The sequence below is a fragment of the Micromonospora sp. NPDC000663 genome (assembly GCF_042898105.1).
Classification (GTDB): Bacteria; Actinomycetota; Actinomycetes; order Mycobacteriales; family Micromonosporaceae; genus Micromonospora.
Window position 1 is genome coordinate 98223 of record NZ_JBIAYR010000005.1, and the last position, 18725, is coordinate 116947.

18 protein-coding genes are annotated in these 18725 nt (G+C 74.3%); 6 read left to right on the forward strand and 12 right to left on the reverse strand.

Annotation, left to right across the window (positions count from 1 at the left end; translation table 11 throughout):
- Positions 1 to 142: 142 nt before the first annotated feature.
- Genes ACFY1S_RS18980 through ACFY1S_RS18995 form a run of 4 tightly spaced genes read left to right on the forward strand, consistent with a single transcriptional unit; the run spans position 143 to position 4884 of the window.
- Positions 143 to 1783: a hypothetical protein gene (locus tag ACFY1S_RS18980; RefSeq protein ID WP_387119571.1), complete on the forward strand. Its 1641-nt coding sequence runs from the start codon at positions 143 to 145 to the stop codon at positions 1781 to 1783.
- Positions 1783 to 3246: an NADH-ubiquinone oxidoreductase-F iron-sulfur binding region domain-containing protein gene (locus tag ACFY1S_RS18985; protein ID WP_387119574.1), complete on the forward strand. Its 1464-nt coding sequence runs from the start codon at positions 1783 to 1785 to the stop codon at positions 3244 to 3246. The genes ACFY1S_RS18980 and ACFY1S_RS18985 overlap by 1 nt, the downstream gene beginning before the upstream one ends.
- 52 nt (positions 3247 to 3298) lie before the next feature.
- Positions 3299 to 3952 (forward strand): redoxin domain-containing protein, encoded by a 654-nt coding sequence (locus ACFY1S_RS18990; RefSeq protein ID WP_387119576.1) that lies wholly within the window; start codon positions 3299 to 3301, stop codon positions 3950 to 3952.
- Positions 3949 to 4884 carry a cytochrome c biogenesis CcdA family protein gene (locus tag ACFY1S_RS18995; protein ID WP_387119579.1) on the forward strand — a complete coding sequence of 312 codons (936 nt, stop codon included), beginning with the start codon at positions 3949 to 3951 and terminating at the stop codon, positions 4882 to 4884. Before ACFY1S_RS18990 ends, ACFY1S_RS18995 begins: the two co-directional genes overlap by 4 nt.
- Here ACFY1S_RS18995 and serS read toward each other — a convergent pair.
- The 5 genes from serS to ACFY1S_RS19020 form a co-directional block, all read right to left on the reverse strand.
- The gene (gene serS, locus ACFY1S_RS19000) at positions 4881 to 6164 is read right to left on the reverse strand and encodes a serine--tRNA ligase (RefSeq protein ID WP_387120247.1); all 1284 of its coding nucleotides are present in this window, start codon (positions 6162 to 6164) and stop codon (positions 4881 to 4883) included. The two genes, ACFY1S_RS18995 and serS, sit on opposite strands and share 4 nt — an antisense overlap.
- A gap of 94 nt (positions 6165 to 6258) precedes the next feature.
- Positions 6259 to 7323: a MerR family transcriptional regulator gene (locus tag ACFY1S_RS19005; RefSeq protein WP_387120251.1), complete on the reverse strand. Its 1065-nt coding sequence runs from the start codon at positions 7321 to 7323 to the stop codon at positions 6259 to 6261.
- Between the two features lie 42 nt (positions 7324 to 7365).
- Entirely contained in the window at positions 7366 to 8562 is a 1197-nt protein-coding gene (locus ACFY1S_RS19010) for a saccharopine dehydrogenase family protein (RefSeq protein ID WP_387119582.1), read from the reverse strand.
- A 40-nt stretch (positions 8563 to 8602) separates the two neighbouring features.
- Positions 8603 to 9739 carry a zinc-binding dehydrogenase gene (locus ACFY1S_RS19015; protein ID WP_387119585.1) on the reverse strand — a complete coding sequence of 379 codons (1137 nt, stop codon included), beginning with the start codon at positions 9737 to 9739 and terminating at the stop codon, positions 8603 to 8605.
- A complete protein-coding gene (locus ACFY1S_RS19020) occupies positions 9736 to 10176 on the reverse strand; it encodes a hypothetical protein (RefSeq protein WP_387119588.1) in 441 nt (146 codons plus the stop codon). The genes ACFY1S_RS19015 and ACFY1S_RS19020 overlap by 4 nt, the downstream gene beginning before the upstream one ends.
- 170 nt (positions 10177 to 10346) lie before the next feature.
- Here ACFY1S_RS19020 and ACFY1S_RS19025 point away from each other — a divergent pair, with 170 nt between their 5' ends.
- Positions 10347 to 13118, forward strand: coding sequence for a LuxR C-terminal-related transcriptional regulator (locus ACFY1S_RS19025; protein WP_387119591.1), 2772 nt, complete (start codon positions 10347 to 10349; stop codon positions 13116 to 13118).
- Positions 13119 to 13130: 12 nt separating this feature from the next.
- Here the strand turns inward: ACFY1S_RS19025 and ACFY1S_RS19030 are convergent, their stop codons facing one another.
- The 5 genes from ACFY1S_RS19030 to ACFY1S_RS19050 form a co-directional block, all read right to left on the reverse strand.
- Positions 13131 to 13679, reverse strand: a complete 549-nt coding sequence (locus ACFY1S_RS19030) for a DsbA family protein (protein ID WP_387119594.1) — start codon at positions 13677 to 13679, stop codon at positions 13131 to 13133.
- Positions 13676 to 14170, reverse strand: coding sequence for a redoxin domain-containing protein (locus tag ACFY1S_RS19035; RefSeq protein WP_387119597.1), 495 nt, complete (start codon positions 14168 to 14170; stop codon positions 13676 to 13678). Before ACFY1S_RS19035 ends, ACFY1S_RS19030 begins: the two co-directional genes overlap by 4 nt.
- Positions 14171 to 14236: 66 nt before the next feature.
- Positions 14237 to 14923 (reverse strand): BON domain-containing protein, encoded by a 687-nt coding sequence (locus tag ACFY1S_RS19040; RefSeq protein ID WP_387119600.1) that lies wholly within the window; start codon positions 14921 to 14923, stop codon positions 14237 to 14239.
- Between the two features lie 635 nt (positions 14924 to 15558).
- A complete protein-coding gene (locus ACFY1S_RS19045; RefSeq protein WP_387119603.1) occupies positions 15559 to 15957 on the reverse strand; it encodes a hypothetical protein in 399 nt (132 codons plus the stop codon).
- Positions 15958 to 16094: 137 nt separating this feature from the next.
- Complete coding sequence (locus tag ACFY1S_RS19050; protein ID WP_387119607.1) at positions 16095 to 16235, reverse strand: hypothetical protein; 141 nt, start codon at positions 16233 to 16235, stop codon at positions 16095 to 16097.
- Between the two features lie 307 nt (positions 16236 to 16542).
- Here ACFY1S_RS19050 and ACFY1S_RS19055 point away from each other — a divergent pair, with 307 nt between their 5' ends.
- Positions 16543 to 16905: an STAS domain-containing protein gene (locus tag ACFY1S_RS19055; RefSeq protein WP_130403378.1), complete on the forward strand. Its 363-nt coding sequence runs from the start codon at positions 16543 to 16545 to the stop codon at positions 16903 to 16905.
- Positions 16906 to 16913: 8 nt separating this feature from the next.
- On the opposite strand, the gene surE is transcribed toward ACFY1S_RS19055, so the two are convergent.
- Entirely contained in the window at positions 16914 to 17741 is an 828-nt protein-coding gene (gene surE, locus ACFY1S_RS19060) for a 5'/3'-nucleotidase SurE (protein WP_364362419.1), read from the reverse strand.
- Complete coding sequence (locus tag ACFY1S_RS19065) at positions 17738 to 18700, reverse strand: PfkB family carbohydrate kinase (RefSeq protein ID WP_387120254.1); 963 nt, start codon at positions 18698 to 18700, stop codon at positions 17738 to 17740. The genes surE and ACFY1S_RS19065 overlap by 4 nt, the downstream gene beginning before the upstream one ends.
- Positions 18701 to 18725: the final 25 nt, after the last annotated feature.

Sequence of the window (18725 nt, forward strand, 5' to 3'; positions counted from 1 at the left end):
TTGTCGCTGTCCCATCCAGATCGTGCGCGGGGCACAACGCACGCTGGCGTCACCTGGTTCGATCGCGGCCCAGAAATTTTCACAACCGGGTGATCCGCCGACCCCGCTCGTCCGTACTGGATGGGGGAGCAGGGGTCGGCCGGTGGTACGCCGCCGCGAGACGATCGAGGAGCAGATGGCCCGGGCACAGCAGGACCAGAAGGCGGCTACCGTCCGGACCAGCGAGAGCAGCCGGGGGGTACGCACCCGGTCGCGGGGCGCGACCACCGCGCTCATCGCGTCGGCGCTCGCCGCGCTCTGGGCGGCGACAATGCTGACCGGCGCCGGTCAGACGGCGTACGCGTACGGCTTCTTCTTCACCGAGTTCTTCGCCGGGGTGGTCGCCCTGGTGTCGTTGAGCCTCACGGTGATGCTCGGCCTGCTCGCCACCGACCGGCTGGTGCTGGGCATTTCGCACCGGGTGCTGATGCAGTCGGCGCACCGCGCCACAGGTGTGCTCGGCGTTGCCGGGCTGGGCTTCCACGTCCTCACCAAGATCGGCACGGGGCGGGCGGCGGCGACCGACGCGCTGGTGCCGTTCGTCGGCGGCGGGGGCCTCTACGTCGGGCTCGGCACCGTCGCCGCGCTGCTGATGGTCAGCGTGATCTGGACCGGCATCATCCGCGCCCGCTTCGCGGGCGTCGGTCCGAAGTGGCTGTGGCGCGCGCTGCACTCGACCGCGTACCTGGCCTGGCCCTTCGCCATCGCGCACGGCCTCAACGCCGGTCGGGCCGCGGCGCCCTGGGTGATGTTCAGCTACCTGGGCTGCGTCCTGCTGGTGGTGCTGGCCCTGCTGGTGCGGTTCTCGGTCACCATCGGTCGGCGCAGCCGCGAGCAGCACCAGGCAGCGGTGCGCAACGCGGTGATGGTCGGCCGGGCCGAGGAGGCGAAGACCGCCCGATCGCTGCTGGCCGGGTTGGGTCGGCGCCCGAAGGCCACCGACAAGCGTCCCGCCTGGGCGGACACCACCACCGCCACCTGGACCGCCCCACCCGCCCGCCGCGACCCGGAACGGTTCACCGTCCCGGTGGTGCCCGAGCCCGGCTCGCTCGTCGAGCCGACCCGGCCCAGCCGACGCCGAGGGGAGCAGGAGCCGGCGGCCTACCGCGACACCGAACGGTCCTCGCGCGCCCGGCGCGCCGAGGAGGAGCCGACGACCCGCCGGTCGACCCGCCGCGGCGTGGGCGAGACCGACACCCGTCGACGCGACGAGGAGGAGGTCGAGCCGGTGACCCGGCGGCGCACGTCGCGTACCCGCGACCGGGGCGATGAGACGGCCCCGCCCCGGCGGCGACGCGCCGAGGAACCGGCCGCCGAGCGGACCAACCGCCGATCCCGCTCCGAGGACGACGGCAGCCGCTACTCGGTGCCGCCGCAGCGGACGCTCGACGAGGCCGAGGAACCGTGGGACAGCCCGCGCCGCTGGCAGGACGCCGAGCCGATCTCGGCCGGCCCCGTCTCCGCCGAGCCGATCTCCGCCGGCCCGATCTCGGCGGCGCCGCGCAGCGGCAGCGGTCGGCACAGCGTCGAGGACGACCTGCCCGAGGAGCCGGACTACTGGCGTCCGCCGGCCCGGTACGTGCCGGACGAGGTGCCGCCCGTCGACGACACCCCGACCCTTGTCGACCTGGCGTCCCGCCGCGCCAAGCGGGCCGCTGGCGAGGGCCGGTCCAAGCGTCGCAAGGCAAGCGCCGACGCGGTGGACGGGGCGTACTGGGCCGGGCTGCGGGGTGAGGCGAAGTGATGCGCACCGCCGTGCCACCGGTCGCCTGTGTGGGTGAGCCCCGGCTCACCGCCGGCTTCGCCGAGTACGGTCGACTCGACCTGCTCGCGCACGAGGAGGTGCACGGACCGATCGGCCCGATCGAGCCGGCGCAGCTGCTCCGGCTCGCCGAGGGCATGCAGCTCAAGGGCAAGGGCGGGGCAGGGTTCCCGTTCGCCCGCAAACTCCGCGCGGTGCTGGAGTCCTGCGAGCGGCAGGACCTCGCCGCCGTGGTGGTGGTCAACGCCACCGAGGGGGAGCCGGCCAGCTGGAAGGACAAGGTGCTGCTGACCCGCGCCCCGCACCTGATCCTGGACGGCGCGGCGCTTGCCGCGTACGCCCTGGACGCCGACGAGATCGTGATCGGCGTGGCGGACGACGGGGTCGGCCGGGACTCGCTGATGGACGCCCTCGACGAGCGCCGGATGCCGGTGCAGACAACGATCGTCACCGTGCCGCACCGGTTCATCTCCGGCGAGGGCGGCGCACTCGTCAACGGGATCAACGGGTTGCCGCACATCCCGCCGGGCACCAAGAAGCGCTCCAGCGACTCCGGGGTCAGCGGCCTGCCCACCCTGCTGTCCAACGCCGAGACGTACGCCCAGCTCGCTGTCGGCGCCCGACTGGGCCCGTACGAGTACGCGGCGCTCGGCACCGACGACGAGCCGGGCACCGTGCTGCTCACCGTGACCGGGGCGGCCGGTCGACCGGCCGTGGTGGAGTGCACCGCCGGCATGCCGCTGCGCGACGTCCTCGACCTGTGCGAGGTGCCGGACGTCCAGGGCATCCTGATGGGCGGCTACCACGGCAAGTGGATCACCCCGGAGGCGGCGGAGAAGGCCGAGGTCTCCCGCAAGGGTCTGGCGGCGGTCGGCGGCACGCTCGGCGCGGGCATCATCGTCCCGCTCGGTGTCGACACCTGCCCGCTCGGCGAGGCCGCCCAGGTGGTGCGTTACCTGGCCGGTGAGTCCGCCGGGCAGTGCGGACCGTGCAAGATGGGCCTGCCGGACCTGGCCCGCGCGGTGGACCTGGCCGTCGCCGGCAGCCAACCGGCGGACGTGGTGCGGGCCGCCGCCGGCGAGGTGAAGGGCCGGGGCGCGTGCAGCCACCCGGACGGCACCGCCCGGTTCGCGCTCTCCGCGATCGAGGTCTTCGCCGAGGACCTGCGGCTGCACAGCACCGGCGACGGCTGCGGCAGACGGGTCAAGGGCGTGATGGGGCTGCCGGGCGCACCCGACGCGAACCCGCAGAAGCTCACCCTGGACTGGTCGCGCTGTGACGGGCACGGCCTGTGCGCGCACGTCGTCCCGGACTTCATCCGCCTCGACGCGAACGGATATCCGGCCTTCCCGGCCACCCCCGTGCCGACCTGGCTGCGGGAGGGGGCGCTGAAGGCGGTAAAGGTCTGCCCCGAGTTGGCCCTCCGACTCGCCAAGGCCGAGTAGGTAAGCCTCAGGTCCAGCAAGGGTCCCTTCCGGACCGGAGACGGAGAAGCGGATGCGGATCAGCAGGACGTGGACAGCGGCCGGGCAGCTGAGCCGCTGGACAGCGGCCGGACCGGTACGCCGTGGCGCCACCGCTGGGGCGCTCGTGGTGGCCCTGCTCGGCGTCGCCGCCTGCACCGGCACCGCGCCGGGCGGACCCACCGCCGCCGGGTCGGCCTCGACCGTTGCCGCGCCGACCGCGACACCGCCCTCGCCGACCGACTCGCCCACCGGCGGACCGCCGGCCGCTCCGGCGCAGGTCCCGGACGTGCTGCGCTTCACCGGGACCACCCTCGGCGGCGCCGCGTTCGACGCCGCGCGGCTCGCCGGCAGGCCGGTGGTGCTGTGGTTCTGGGCGCCGTGGTGCGCCACCTGCGCCAGCCAGGCGTGGACGGTTGCCGAGATCGCCCCGAAGTACCGGGACACCGTCCCGATCGTCGGCGTCGCCGGGCTGGGCGAGCAGAAGGCGATGAAGGAGTTCGTCACCGAGTTCGACCTCGCCGGGACGCCACAGATCGACGACGAGGCAGGTGCGATCTGGCGCCGGTTCAGGGTGACCGAACAGAGCATCTTCGTGATCATCGACCGGGACGGCACGGTCGTGCACCAGGGCTTCCTGGACGGTGAGGCGCTCACCGCCCGGGTCGCCGCACTGGCCGGGGCGTGACCGCCGCACTGCTGCTCGCGCTGACCGCCGGCATGCTCGGCGCGGTCAACCCGTGCGGCTTCGCGTTGCTGCCCGCGTACCTCTCGCTGTTGGTCGCCGGGGCGTCGGACACCCGCGGCGCGGTCGGCCGCGCGCTCACCGCGGCGGCCGGGCTCACCCTGGGGTACGTGCTGGTCTTCGGCGCCTTCGGCCTGGCCCTCGCGCCGCTGGCCGGCTGGCTGCGGCCCCGGCTGCCGTGGCTGACGGTGACCCTCGGCGCTCTGCTGCTGGTGGCCGGCTGCTGGCTGCTCGCCGGCAGGCGACTGCCCGCCCCCGGCTGGTCCGCCCGAGCGCCCCGGCTGACCCGGTCCTGGCCGTCGATGGCGCTGTTCGGGGCGGCGTACGCGCTGGCGTCGCTGGGCTGCGCCATCGCGCCGTTCCTGGCCATCGTGGTGACCAGCCTCCGGGCCGGCTCGACCGGGCGGGGGCTGGCTCTGTTCGGGGCGTACGCCCTCGGGATGGGTCTGGTGGTCGCGGTCGCCGCGCTCGGCGTGGCCCTGCTGCGCGACGGGCTGGTGGCCCGGTTACGCGGCGCCGGTGCCCTGGTGCCCCGCCTCAGTGGCCTGGTGCTGCTGCTCGCCGGCGGTTACGTCGCCTGGTACGGCTGGTACGAGGTGCGGCTCGCCGCCGGCCGCCGCGACGCCCTGCACGACCCGGTGATCCAGGTGGCATCGCAGGTCCAGCAGGCCCTGGCGCAATCCCTGGACAGCCTCGGCCCAGCGCTGCTTCTGGTGGCCCTGACAGCCCTGCTGCTGCATGCAGCCCGCTCCCGCCCTCCATCCCGCGATCTTGCAGTTTCTGCCGCGACAGAAGTCGCAGAGCACCTAATTTCGGGCGCCGAAACTGCAAGATCGACGGGCTGTGTGGGGCGCGGCGACGCGGGCGCGGGTTAGCGGGGGGTCAGGCGGTCTGTTCCTAGGCGGTCCTGGAGGACCTTGGGGATCAGGACACTGCCGTCGGCCTGCTGGTACTGCTCGAGGATGGCCGGGAAGAGCCGGCTCGTCGCCAGGGCGGAGCCGTTGAGCGTGTGCACGAAGCGGGTCTGCTTGCCGCCCGGCTCGCGGTAGCGGATGGCCGCCCGGCGGGCCTGGTAGTCGCCGCCCCAGGAGACGGACGACACCTCCTTGTACTTGTCCATGCTCGGCATCCACACCTCGATGTCGAGGGTCTTGCGCATCGACGCGCTGGCGTCGCCGGCCGACAGCAGGCTGCGCTGGTAGTGCAGCCCCAGCTTCTCCACCAGGCTCTCGGCGTGGGTGACCATCTCCTCCAGCGCCGCGTCCGCCTGCTCGGGCAGCGTGAACTGGAAGATCTCCACCTTGTTGAACTGGTGGCCCCGCACGGTGCCGCGCTCGTCCGAGTGCGAGCCGGCCGCCTCCCGGCGGTAGCACGGCGTGTACGCGAAACGCTTCAGCGGCAGCTTCGACGTCTCCAGGATCTCGTCCTGGTAGGCGCCGAGGATCGCCGTCTCCGAGGTGGGCAGCAGGAACTGTCCACGCGGGGCGGACTCCCGGTCCAGGTGGTAGACGTCGTCGTAGAACTTCGGGAACTGCCCGGCGGCGAAGCCTGCCGTGTCGAGAAGCAGGTGCGGCGGCAGCAGGAACTCGTAGCCGGCCTTGACGTTCTCGTCGATGAGGAAGTTGAGCAGCGCCCACTCCAGCCGGGCACCCATCCCCGTGTACATCCAGAAGCCGGAGCCACCGAGCTTCACGCCGCGCTCGTGGTCGACCAGACCGAGCATCCGGGACAGCTCCACGTGATCGCGGACCTTGTCGATCACCGGCGGCTCACCGAAGGTCTTGACGACCCGGTTGGCCTCCTTGCCGCCGGGAAGGACATCGTCGGCGGGCAGGTTGGGCAGCTCGCTCATCGCGGTGCGCAGCCGCCCCTGCACCTCGTCCAGCTCGGACTCCAGCTCGGAGAGCTGCCTGCGACCGGCCTCGGGCGCGGCGACGTCCGGCTCGCGGCCGGCGCGTTTCGCCTCCGCGTACGCCCGCGCCTCCGCCTTGCGGCGCTGCCGATCGGCGTCGATCTCCGTGATGAGGGCGCGTCGCTCCTGGTCGAGCCGCTGGATCTCGTCCAGGGCCCGGGTGACCTCGGCGGGATCCAGACGCTTCGCCAGCGCGGTCGCCACCGCCTCGCGATCCTTCCGGATCAACTCCATGTCGAGCATGCTGCTCCGTACGCCTCCGTCCGGGGTCAGGTGGACCACCAGATGCTACCGTCGCGCCCGTTTCGACAGGCGACGGGGAGTGACGGACCCGGTTCTACAGTCGGATCGGCATCAGCACGGAGAAGGTGTCCGCGTCGTCCGGCCGCCGCACGGCGAGCGGGGCGACCGGCCCGTCCAACTCCAGCACCAGCTGGGCGGCGCCCGCCGCGTTCAACGCGTCAAGCAGGTAGCCGCCGTTGACGCCCACGTGTACCGCCTCGGTGCCGGCCTCGTCGGCGGGGAGCAGGCGCAGACCGCCGTGGTCGTCGAGGCCGAGTACGGTGACGGCCAGCCGCTCGCCGTCGTGGTCGCGGGCCACCGTGGGGGCCGCCGGGTCCGCCAGCGCGGCGCGCAGCGCCGCCACGTCCACCGGGATCCGGTACGCGGCCGGCCGCTCGCCGACGGCCTTGCGCAGCAGTCGACGGTAGTCCGGGAAGTCGTCGTGCAGCGCGGTACCGGTAAGGGTCCGGCCGGCCACCACCATCCGCACGTCGGTGCCGGTCACGCTCAGCCGCACCGGAGCGGTGTCGGCGGCGTCGAGCAGCGCCCGCACCCGGTCGACGAGGTCCACCGGGACGGACACCCGCACCGGCGGGCCGTCGACGTGCGCACCGGCCCGAGCCTGCGCGAGCCGGTACCTGTCGGTGGCGACGAGCCGGACGCCGTCGGACTCCACGTCGAGCAGCACACCGGAGAGCATCGGCAGCTCCGGGTCGACGCCGACGGCGAAGCGCACCGCGTCGACCGCGGCGGCCAGCTCGGCGGGGGAGAGCAGCAGCGTGGTGGTGACCGGCCGGGCCGGGTCGACGAGGGCCCGCAGCCGGGTCACCTCACGACGGGCGTCGGCCAGCCCGTCGACCAGCCGGCGCAGGTGCGTGTCGAGCAGCCGGTGCACGGCCGTCGGCTCGGCGCGTACCGCCGCGGCGATCTCCGGCACCGGCATGCCGATCCGGCGCAACCCGGCCACCAGCCGGGCCGGCGCGATCTGCTCGTGGGTGTACCAGCGGTAGCCGGTCACCGGGTCGACCAGGGCCGGCTCCAGCACCCCCGCCGCGTCGTAGAAGCGCAGCGCGCTGACGGTCAGGCCGCTGGCCCGGGCCAGCTCACCGATGCTGTGCAGGTCATTCACGCGGGAATCCTGCCCCCTCGACCCGGTCGAGGGTCAAGCCGGGCGCTCCACCGGGGTGTCCTCGAGCACCCGGAAGGTGAGCCCGGCCCGGACCAGCCGGTCCAGCAACGCGTCGCCCATCGCGGCGACCGGGGTGACCTGCCCGGCGGTCGGTGGCAGCTCGTCGAGCGCCAGGCAGAGCGCCGACTCGGCGAGCATCTTCGCCGTCTCGTCGTAGCCCGGGTCGCCGCCGGCGACCTCGGTGAGCACCCGCCGACCGCCGCCGGTGCCCACGAACCGGACCCGGAACCAGGCCGCCGCACGCTGCTGCGGGGTCGGCCCCTGCCCGGAGGCGAGCCGACCGAGCAGCCAGCGCCGCGTCGGCGGCAGTTTGACCAGGCCGACCAGCGCGCCGAGGCCGACCCCGCCGGCCAGTACGGTCGGCAACCGCTTCACGGCGGCGAAGTGCCGGTAGCGGAAGTCCGGTCCGTACTCCGGGCGGGCCGCCGCCGAGCGGCGCACCACCTGCGGGTCGATGGTGGGCAGCGGCACGGTCCAGATGCCCAGCTCCGCCGAGCGGGCCAGCCGGCCCGGCATCGCCCGGACCCGACGGTCGGCGGGGCACGGCTCGACCGCGCGGCGGTCGCGGGCCGCGCGGCTGGCCGGGCCGGTACGGGAGAACGCGGTGAGCGCGGAATGGTACGTGCCTGCGGAGAACCGACCCGAGGCCCGGACGTAGCCGTCCACGGTGATCGGCACGTCGGCGGGCAGCTGCTTGACGGTGAACCAGACGCCCAGGTCGTGCGGGATGGAGTCGAACCCGCAGGCGTGCACCAGCCGCGCGCCGGTGCGGGCGGCCTCGTCGTGGTGGCGGACGTACATCAGGTCGACGAACTCCGGCTCGCCAGTGATGTCCAGGTAGTCGGTGCCGGCTGCGGCGCAGGCGGCGACCAGCGGCTCGCCGTGCCTCACGTACGGGCCGACGGTGCTGGCGACCACCCGGGCGTCGCGGGCCACCGCCCGTAGCGAGTCGGCGTCGGTGACGTCGGCGGCCAGCAGCGGCAGGTCGGCCAGCCTCGGGTCGATCGCGGTGAGCCGGTCCCGTACGGCCGCGAGCCGGTCCGGGCTACGCCCCGCAAGCGCCCACCGCAGCCCCGGTGGGGCGTGTCGGGCCAGGTATTCGGCAGTGAGCCCTCCGGTGAACCCGGTCGCCCCGAACAGGACCACGTCGTACGTTCGCTCCCCGGCCATCCTGCGAGTCTGCCATCCGCCGGAGCCGATGGCTCATCGGTCACGGGCTGAAGACCGCGCGGACGCAGCCGTGGGCCCGGTCGCGGAACAGCTCGTACCCGCGCGGGGCCTCCTCGAGCGGCAGCCGGTGGGTGGCCAGGTGTTCGGTCCGCAACTCGTCGCGGGCCATCCGGTCCAGCAGCATCGGCACGTCCCGCAGGTCGGGCCGCCGGGCCCCGCGCACCGCGAGCCGCTTGTCGGTCACCGCGCCCAGCGGGAACGCGTCGACGAACCCGTCCGTCCCGCCGAGCACCACCACCGTGCCGCCCTTGCGGCAGGCGTACACCGCCTCGCGCAGGGCGTCCGGGCGGTCGCCGAAGCGGTCGACCACCGACCGGGCCGGCCGCTGGCCGACCGCCACCACGCACACGTCCGGGCCACGCCCACCGCTGCGGTCCCGCAACTCGGCCGACACGTCTGTGTGGCGGTAGTTCAGCGGCTCCGCGCCCGCGTGCCGTTCGGCCATCCGCAACCGGTCCTCGTGCCGGTCCACGACCACCACCCGGGCGCAGCCGCGCAGCGTGGCCGCCCGGGCGGCCAGGTGGCCCACCGCGCCGGCGCCCCAGACCGCCACCACGTCACCCGGCCGCACCGCGCCCAGCTCGGCCGCCAGCCAGCCGGCCGGCGCCGCGTCGGCGGCGAACAGCGCCCGGTCGTCGCCGACCGCGTCCGGCACCCGGACGGCTGTCACGTCCGCGTACGGCACCCGCACGTACTCGGCGTGGCCGCCGGCGAAGCCGCCCGCCGCTCGGGGCCGCCCGAAGCAGCCCGCGTCCGACCGTCCCCAACCCTCGTCCCCGCTCGCCGGTTCCGTGCTGCCGTTGTCGCAGCAGGCGTGCAGGCCCGCACGGCAGTACCAGCAGCCGCCACAGGCGACGCCCGCGCCCACCACCACCCGGTCGCCGTCGCGGTGCCGGCGTACCTCCGGACCGGCCTCGACCACGTCGCCGAGGAACTCCGCCCCGAGCACGTCACCGCTGCGCAGCAGCGGATCCCGCCCGGCCAGCAACGGCAGGTCGGCGCCGCAGGTGGCGCTTCGACGGACCCGGACGATGATGTCCCGTTCGTTGCGCAGCTCCGGGTCCGGCACCTCACGTACCGCCAGTTGGTCCGCGCCCACCCAGCACAGCGCCTTCACCCGCCGGCCTCCGGTCGGTCCAGCGCGGAGCGGTCCGCGCGCAGCACCTCGCCGGTTTCGACGCGCTGCTTGACCTGGCGCAACGTCCGGCGGACCAGGTGCCGTGGGTCGTCGCCGACCAGGTGCGCGGCGAGCCCGACGGTCGGGGTGGCCCCGGTCAGCGAACGGGCCGCCAGCTCGGTGCCCCGGTGGCCCGGTGCCTGGCGCACCCGCACCTCGACGGCGCCGTCCAGGAGGCGCAGCGGCTCAGGCCATCGACCGCCGGGCAGCACCTCGTCCGGCGGCCGGTCCACAGTCACGACCTCCCACCGGGCCGCCGCGACGGGGTCGCCGTCCGCGCCGGACCGGCCACGCCGCAGGGGTACGCGCAGCACGCGTGCCGCCCCGGCCAGCGCCGAGCCGCCGAGGGCGGTTCCCACACGCGTCAGCCGTCGCATCGGTCCCACCCGTCCTCCCGGTCCACGTTCTCCATGGTCGGTCGCGAGCGGGTGAAGCGGGCTCGCCCGGAAGGGGTGAACCCGTCCCGGTCGGGTAACCGCTCGCCGACCGGGGGTGGGACGCGTCGTGGGGGTGGAGCCGGGTGCCGGAACAGCAGGATCACGCGTCAGTGGGTACGGCACCGGGGCGTTCGGGGGACCTGCCGTTGCTGGCGTCCCGGTTGACGCCCGCCGCGCCACCGGAGGCGGTGGTGGCCCGACCCCGCCTGCTGCGCCGGCTCGACGAGGGCAGCGCGGGACCTGTCACCCTGGTCGCCGCACCTGCAGGCTGGGGCAAGACGACACTCCTCGCCTCGTGGGTGCGGCTGACCGGCGGCATCCAGGAGACCGGGCCGGGAGCGGTGGTGCCCGACGCCGGGGCGGCGCCGACGGTGGCCGGGCTTGAGCCGGCGTGGGTGTCGGTGGAGACCGGCGACGACGGCGAACGGCTGTGGGCGTACCTCGCGGCGGCGCTGCGGGCCGCGACCGGGCCGGCCGACGACGGTCCGGTGCCCGACCGGCCGCCCCGCCCCGACCAGCTCGAAGCCCTCGCCGCCGCCCTCGCCGGCGCGGACCGGCCGGTCCTGCTGGTCCTGGACGACCTGCACCGGATCACCGACCCGGCGGCCCTGACCGGCCTGGAGTTCCTGTTGCGGCACGCCGAGCAGCGGCTGCGCCTGGTGGTCGGCGCGCGGGCCGGGCTGCCGTTGGCCCTGCACCGGCTCCGCCTCGCCGGTGAGCTGACCGAGATCGGCCCCGACGAGCTGGCCTTCACCGACGACGAGGTGGCCGACCTGCTCACCGCCCACGGCGCGGCACTGCCGGCGCGTGCGGTGCACCGGCTGCGCGAACGCACCGGCGGGTGGCCGGCCGCGCTGCGGATCGCCGCCCTTGCCGTACGCGGGCAGGCCGACCCGGAACGCTGGGTGGGGCAGTTCGGCGGCGACCAGCCGGAGATCGCCGGTTACCTCCAGGAGGAGGTGCTCGGCACGATCGACCCGGCCGACCGGGACCTGCTGCGACGCACCGCCCTGGCCGACACGGTCTGCGCCGACCTCGCTGAGGCGTTGACCGGCCGTACCGACGCCGCCCAGGCCCTTGCCGACCTGGCCGGGGCGGGAGGCGTGCTGCACCGGGAGGACGGCCGCCCACCCTGGTACCGCTGCGAACCTCTGCTGGCCGACCTGCTCCGGGCGGAGCTGGCCCGGATGCCCGCCGACGAGCTGCGCGAGCTGCACGTACGGGCCGCCGAGTGGTACGCCCACGGCGGCCGCCCGGCCGACGGTCTGCGGCACGCGTTGGTCGCCGGTCGGTGGGACCTGGCCGGCGACCTGTTCGTCGCGCACTGGCCGGAGCTGACCCGCTACGACCGGGACACGGCGGCCGGTCCACGGCCCTCGTCCCCACCGCCGGACGTGCTGCGCGCCCAGCCGGAAGTTGCCCTGGCCTGCGCCGCCGAGCGGGCGTACGCCTGTGACCTCCCGGGCGCCACGGACCACCTGCGCACCGCCGCCGCGTACGCCGGTGGTCTGCCGATGCCCCGCCGGGACCGGTTCCTGCGGTTGGCCACCGCGCTGGAGCTGACCGTGGCCCGGCTCGCCGACGATCCGGTGGAGGTGCGGGCCGCCGCCGCTCGATTGCTGCGTACCCGTCCACCCGGGGCCGGCCCGACCGGGGTGCCGGACGCCGCGCCGACCGGCGGTGGAGGTGACGCGGCCGGGGACGCGGACGTGCGGGCCTTCACCGGCGCCGCGTTGGGGCTGGTGGAGCTGGCCGCCGGCGCCTTGCCCAAGGCGCGGTTCGTCCGGGCCCGGGCGGCGGCCCGCGAGGCCGGTCGGGCCCGCACCGAGCTGGTCGCCGCCAGCCGTTCCGCCCTGCTGCTCGCGGTGCGTGGCGACCTGCGCGCGGCCGAGCGGGCGGCCCGCGACGCGCTGGGCATGCCGCCCTGCCGGGGCTGGTCCTGCCGCCTCGACTGCGGCTACGCGTACCTGGCGTTGGCGGTGGCGGCGCTGCACCGCGACCAGCCCGACGAGGCCGCCGCGAACCTCGCGGTGGCCACCCCGGCGACCGGCGCGGACGGCTCGCAGCCGGAGAGCGGCGAGCCGGTGGCGGCGGCCGTGGCCGCCCTGTGCCGGGCACGGCTGCACGGCGACGCGGGCGACCCGGCAGCCGGCCAGCGGCTGCTCGTGCGGGCCCGGGAGGCGCTGGTCGACCTTCCGCACGCCGCCGAACTGGCGGGCCTGCTGCGGGCCGCCGAGGCGGAGCTGCGGGCCGAGCGGGGTGACCTGGACGGCGCCCGCGAGCTGCTGGCCGGCGGCCACGCCGAGCCGGCGCTCGCGGTGGGCCTGGCGCGCCTGGAGTTGCGGTCCGGCGACGCCGGTGCCGCAGGCCGGGCGCTACCGGACTGGCAGGCGCCGGGGGCGCAGGCGTGGCCCCTGCCGGTACGCCTCGACGCCGGCCTGCTGGACGCGGTCCTCGCCGAGCGGGGCGGAGACGGACGACGCGCCGGTCGGATCCTCGAACAGGTGCTCGACCTGGCCGGCCCGCACGGCTGCCGACGGGTCTTCACCCGTGCCGAAGGGCCGGTCCGGGATCTGCTGGCCGCCCACCTGGACGCGGGTACCGCCCACTTCGCGCTGGTCAGCGACCTGGTGCGGGACGCCGGCCAGGCGCCGACGCGACAGCCCACCGAACCGGCGGGAACGCTCGACGAGCCGCTCACCGAGCGGGAACTGACGATCCTGCGGTACCTGCAGAGCATCCTGTCCAACGTGGAGATCGCCAGCGAACTGTCCCTGTCGGTCAACACGGTGAAGACGCACGTACGCAACATCTACCGCAAGCTCGACGCGACCCGCCGGCGTGAAGCGGTCCGGCGGGCGCGCGAGCTGCGGCTCCTCTGAGCCGTCGGGCGGTCAGGCGTTCGCGGCGGCGTCCACCGCGGCCAACAGGTCGGGCAGGTCGTACCCGCCCTCGTGCCGGACCTCGTTGACGAACAGGGTCGGGGTGCCGTTCACACCGCTGCGGATGCCGCCCACGAAGTCGCGGCGTACCCGGTCGGCGTGCGTCCGGCTCTGCACCTCCGCGTCCAGCTCGTCAGGTGGCAGACCCACCTGCTCGACGCCGAGCGACAGGTGCACCGGATCCAACTGGTCCTGGTGCTCGTAGAGCCAGTCGTGCATCTCCCAGAACCTTCCCCGGGCCGCGGCGGCCTCGGCGATCTCGGCGGCACGTTCGGCGTACGGGTGCACGTTGGCGATCGGGAAGTAGCGGTAGACCAGGCGTACGGTGTCGGCCCGCTGCCGCAGCATCTCGTGCAGGTTCGGGTACGCCGCGCCGCAGAACGGGCACTGGAAGTCGCCGTACTCGACGACCGTCACGGGGGCGTCGACAGGCCCCCGGGCGTGGTCCTCGGCGGTCACCGGATCCCGGAGTCGGGCGGTGACCTGAAGTGGCGTGCTCATCGCGCCATCACCCCCTGCTGGGCGAGCCGGTCCAGTGCGTCGAAGATGCCGTCCGCGCCCGGATTGACGTCCGGCGGGGAGAGGTAGCTCCACGCCACAGTCCCGTTCTGGTCGAGCACCACAAGGGCCCGCTGCGCCTCGCCCCACGGGGCGTACGCGCCGTAGCGGCGGGCCACCTCACCCTTGGGCTCGAAGTCGGCCAGGAGCGGGAACTCGATGCCCCGGGCCTGCGCGAACGCCCGGTGCGACCAGATGCTGTCCACGGAGATGCCCAGCACCACGGCGCGGTACTTGTCGAACACCGGCGCCGCCGCCTGGTAGAGCGCCATCTGGTCACCGCAGACGGGGCTCCAGTCGGCGGGATAGAAGGCGAGCACGACCGGCCGGCCGCGGAACTGCTCCGGCCCCATCTGCTGCCCGTCGGGTGTGGCCGCGAGGGTGAAGCCGGGCGCGGGGTTCCCAGGTTGGATCAGCCCGTTCGGATCACTCATGCCCCCAGCCTGCGTCCGGGGCGGGTGAGGCCGGCTCACCCGCCCCGGGTGGTTCCGCGTACGCGGTCAGTGCAGCACCGGGGCGACGGCGATGTGGTTCTGCACCTCCCGGATGCCCGGCGCCGACCAGACCACCTGCTCCACCTCGGCCCGCTCGGGCATCGAGTGCACCAGCCCGGCGAGCACTGCCGTGTCGCCGTGCACCCGCACGGTGATCCGTTCGGCCTCGGTGGCTCCGGCGCGGGCGAGGGCGTCGACGATCCGCTCGGCGAGGTTCTGTCCGTCCGGTGGTGCGGCCGGGCGCACGGTGATCCCGTTGCTCACCCCGCGTACCCCGGTGAGCCGACCTACCGAACGCTCGGCGGCGCGCCGCTGGTACTCCCACTCGACCTCGCCGTGCAGTGTCACCCAGCCGGCCGAGACGGTCACCTGGAGCTTCTCGACGGGTACGAACGCGTCCCATTCCAGGGCGTGGCCGGCCGCGGCGGCCAGGTCGGGGTCGGCGCGTTCGGAGCTGCCGGGCAGTTGGACTGTCACGTCGTTGGCGACCGCCCGGACCCCGACGATCCGGTGCGTGGCCCGTTCGGCGGCCCACTTCTTCGCGTAGCTGTCCACCCGCCCGGTGAGCGTGACGACGCCCTCGTCGACGGTCACCCCGATCTCGTGCGGCTGCACGCGCGGTTCCCAGGTCAGCTCGTCGAGTACGGCGGACTGGATGTCCTGGTCGGTGCGGCTGATCGTCGCGATGGCCATCTGTCCCTCCTCCGGTACGTCGGTACGGCGGACCGGCCGACGACAGTGGCCGCCCAGGCCCGCCGGGGTCCGATGCTGCCGGGTAAAGGGGTGAGCCGTCCTCGCCCGGTGCGGGTGACGGAGGTGCCCGGAGCTTGTGGTGGGACGCTTCGCGGCGGTCACGAACGTCGATGATGGGAGCGCTTCCAAAGTTGTTGACTATCGGTTACGGTGAAGAAGTTCCTCGACAGCGGGAGCCGTCGCGTCGGGTGGTGGGAGCCAGGGCAGCCCCGCGCCTTCACCGTCGTCGCCCCCGCCGCCGTGCTCGTCCCCCGGGCCCGGCGCCACCACCGGAGTTCGGCCCCGTCCCCCGGGCGTCCACTCCGAAGAAACCGCAGCTGCGCAAGCGGTCCCGTCGTGCGCCCAGCACCGGGACCGACCCAGATCACCGGTCCGCCGGGCTGCCTGAGGGGTCCGGCAACCCGGCGGACCGGCCCACCAGGACCGCCCCCGCGTCGCGTACCCCTCCGCTCGCGACTCGGGAAGGCGCGGCGGAGCGGGGCACGAATGAGCCCCGCTCCGACCGTGGTCGGGCGGGGCTCACGCGTGTCGTCTCAGGCGGCTTGGTCCAGGCGCCTCGGCTCGGACGGTCCGGTTCAGACGGCGGGGGAGTTGGGGCGGTCCACGTCGACGAACTCCACGTCCTCGACCGCGCGGTCGTCGCGGCTGCCGGCGGCCCGGGCGGCCGAGCCGACGGCCCAGCCGACAGCCGCGCCGACGAGCGCGGCGCCGATCAGCAGCGTCCAGGGCAGGGCCGGCTGACGCCCGGCGAGCGCGTCGAAGGCCAGCGACGCCCGTCGCCGCGCCTCCTCGGCGGCGGAGCCGACCAGGTCACCGGCCCCGTCGGCGAGGTCGCCGCCGCTGCGACGGGCCGAACGAGCGGTGTCACGGACGCTGTCCCCCGCGGAGCTGACGGCGGAGACCAGGTGCTCCCACGCCTGGTCCGCGATCCGCTCCGGCTTGCTGCGGCGGTCCAGCAGGTTGGTTCCGAACATCGTGGTTACCTCCTCGGGTGCCGAATCCGCCGGCCACATCGGACCTCGGCGTCTGTTCAGCGCGTCACGGTTCGCCTCACTGGCAGTGCCCCGCTGCGGCCCGGCGCAAACCCGGCCCGCTGCCCGCCCGGCGCCGGTCAGCGAACCGTCACCACCGCCGGGCCAGCTGCGAAGTCGTCATCGTCGTCATCGTCGTCGCCACCACCACCGAAACCGCAGGCCAGTACGAGGGCGAGCAGGACGCCGACGCCGGCCAGGCCGGCCAGTCTCTTGATCATTGAAGGTCCTCTCCGTCACCGTGGGTGTCCCGGGCCGATGCTAAGTGGCGTCGGCAACCCACACCGGCGGCGGCGGGTCGTCGGGCGGTTCGGACCGGGACCGTTACCCTGGTTCGGCGGCGCGCCGGCTCCGACCGGCCGCCGAGTGATCGAATAACAAAAATTTCGGAACTGGGAGCCCTGTTATGCCCAGATCCGCGAATTGCTCATCCCGAGGGGTGGCGACCGAGGCCGTCGGAGGAATACTCTCGGTCGCGGCCCGCGTACTGATGAGGCGCCCGGGGGACGGGCGGGTGGAGGTGCTCGCGTGAGCCTGTCGATCGTGAAGTCGGTTCTGTCCGGTGGTGTGGTGGAGATCGCCCCGCGAGGTGAGATCGACGTCGACACCGCGTACGAGGTACGCGAGGCGATCGCGGAGGTGTTGGCCAAGGGCCGCCCCCTGCGCATCGAACTGAACATGAGGCTTGTCACCTTCATCGACTCCGTCGGCATCAGCGCCATGGTCGCCGGCTTCCAGACCGCCGAGGTCAGTGGCGTCAAGCTGGTGGTCACCGAGCCGAGCCGGTTCGTGCACCGGCAGCTCTGGGTGACCGGCCTGCTCGGCCTCTTCGGCGCTCCGGAGCCCTACTTCGCAGGCGCCGCCACTCCCGAGGTGCTTCCCGGCGCCTGAGTGTCGCGTCAGCGCTGCTCGTCCAGGTCGGTCAGGTCGACGTCGGTCAGCTCGGTCACCGACCGGATGGCCGTCACCGACGCGTACCCCGCTGCCAGCAACGCCACGTCCGTGCCGGGCTGCGCGGCCTGACCCGGCTCCTCCAGTGCGGTACGCACGAAGCCGTGCCCGGACTCGGCGACCGTCATCTGCACCTGACCGAAACTCGCAAGCGTCCCTCGACGCACTCCGCGCAGACGCTCGTACGGCAGGTCCGGGGCGTTCACGTTGAGCACGCTCTCCATCGGCGCGGAGGTCAGTCGGGGGAGCAGGTCGAGAGCGACCCGGGCGGCGGTGCTCCAGTGCCGTTCGGCGTCGCGTACCCGGGCGGCGGCGTCCACCGCTGCGCCACCGCTGGCGGCGGTGGCCTCACCGGCGGACAGGACGTCCAGGGAGACGGCCATCGCCCGGCAGCCGTTCGTGGCGGCGGTGAACGCGGCGCCCACAGTGCCGGAGTGCAGCACCGCGCGACCGGCGTTGGCGCCCCGGTTGATGCCGGACAGCACCACCGACGGCGGCGGGCCGAACGCCCCGTGCAGCGCGATGAGCGTGATGAAACCGGGAGTGCCGCCAACTCCGTACGCCGGCACACCGTCCAGATCGGGCAGGGGATGGTCGTGCACGACCACCCGCCCGTCGCGCTCCGTCGCGCTCATCGCGGCGCTGGTGCCGCTGGCCTCCTCAAGCGGTGCGGCGACCACCACGTCCAGCCCTCGCCGCGTCGCCGCCCAGGCCAGCGCCTGGATGCCCGGGGCGGCGATCCCGTCGTCGTTGGTGACGAGGACCCGCAGCGTCATCGCTCGACCACCCGGTCGGCCAGCTCGTCCGGGGTGGTGCGCTCCTGCGGGCGGCTGTCGGCAGGTACCAGCCGCACCCGCTCCACCAGACCCGTGATCGAGTCCAGGCGACCGGTGCCCAGGCCGTGCCGTGTCACGTTGAGCGCTCCGGCGGCGGCGCCGGTACGGATGGCGGTCCGGATGTCCCCGCCGCGCGCCACCACTGCGGCCACCCCGGCGGTCATCGAGTCGCCCGCTCCGCGCGGGTCGGCGGCCTCCAGCCGGGGCATCTCCACGTCGAACAGCTCCCCGTCGATGAGCGCCAACGCCGGCTGATCGGCCCGGCTCACCACCACCGTCTCGGCGCCCGCGGCGTGCAGGTCGTACATGGCCCGGGTCAGCTCCGGCATCTCGTCGCTGCGGGCACGGCCGTCACGGATCAGCTCCTCGTGGCTCACCTTGAGGAAGAAGACTCCGCTGTCCAGCACCGCCCCGAGGTGGTCGCCGGAAAGGTCGACGACGACCTGACCACCGTTGGCCCCGAGGTCGGCGGCGAAGCGCCGATACAGGTCGGGCGGGACGAGCCACGGCTCGTTGGGTCCACTGAGGATGCTCACAGGGGCTCGCAGACCCTCACCCAGGGCCAGGTTGTAGAGCTCGTCGAGCTCGTGGCGGCTCAACGGCTGCCCTGGCACGTCGACGATCTCCTGCCGGGACCCGTCCCGCCGGTCGTGCACGTACCCGCCGCTGCCGGAGTCGCGGACCACCACCTTGAGGTCCACCCCCTCGCTGACCAGCAACGGTTCCAGCACCTGGCCGATCTCGCCGCCGAGAGCGGCGCAGAGCACCACGTCGACCCCCAGCGACAGCACCATCCGGGCCTGCCACACGCCCTGACCACCGGGGTGCAGGTGCAGTTCGGTTCGGTCGTTGGGCTGGTCCACGGTCACGGTCAGTTGCGGAGTGGGCGCGAAGACCATCACGTGCCCGCTCACCTGTCGCCAA

Coding starts and splice junctions, on each gene's coding strand:
- ACFY1S_RS19045 (WP_387119603.1), bottom strand. CDS start 15,957: ATGTTCGGAACCAACCTGCTGGACCGCCGCAGCAAGCCGGAGCGGATC.
- ACFY1S_RS19010 (WP_387119582.1), bottom strand. CDS start 8,562: ATGGCCGGGGAGCGAACGTACGACGTGGTCCTGTTCGGGGCGACCGGG.
- serS (WP_387120247.1), bottom strand. CDS start 6,164: ATGCTCGACATGGAGTTGATCCGGAAGGATCGCGAGGCGGTGGCGACC.
- ACFY1S_RS19020 (WP_387119588.1), bottom strand. CDS start 10,176: ATGCGACGGCTGACGCGTGTGGGAACCGCCCTCGGCGGCTCGGCGCTG.
- surE (WP_364362419.1), bottom strand. CDS start 17,741: ATGACGCTGCGGGTCCTCGTCACCAACGACGACGGGATCGCCGCCCCG.
- ACFY1S_RS19065 (WP_387120254.1), bottom strand. CDS start 18,700: ATGGTCTTCGCGCCCACTCCGCAACTGACCGTGACCGTGGACCAGCCC.
- ACFY1S_RS19030 (WP_387119594.1), bottom strand. CDS start 13,679: ATGAGCACGCCACTTCAGGTCACCGCCCGACTCCGGGATCCGGTGACC.
- ACFY1S_RS18990 (WP_387119576.1), top strand. CDS start 3,299: ATGCGGATCAGCAGGACGTGGACAGCGGCCGGGCAGCTGAGCCGCTGG.
- ACFY1S_RS19035 (WP_387119597.1), bottom strand. CDS start 14,170: ATGAGTGATCCGAACGGGCTGATCCAACCTGGGAACCCCGCGCCCGGC.
- ACFY1S_RS19050 (WP_387119607.1), bottom strand. CDS start 16,235: ATGATCAAGAGACTGGCCGGCCTGGCCGGCGTCGGCGTCCTGCTCGCC.
- ACFY1S_RS18985 (WP_387119574.1), top strand. CDS start 1,783: ATGCGCACCGCCGTGCCACCGGTCGCCTGTGTGGGTGAGCCCCGGCTC.
- ACFY1S_RS19040 (WP_387119600.1), bottom strand. CDS start 14,923: ATGGCCATCGCGACGATCAGCCGCACCGACCAGGACATCCAGTCCGCC.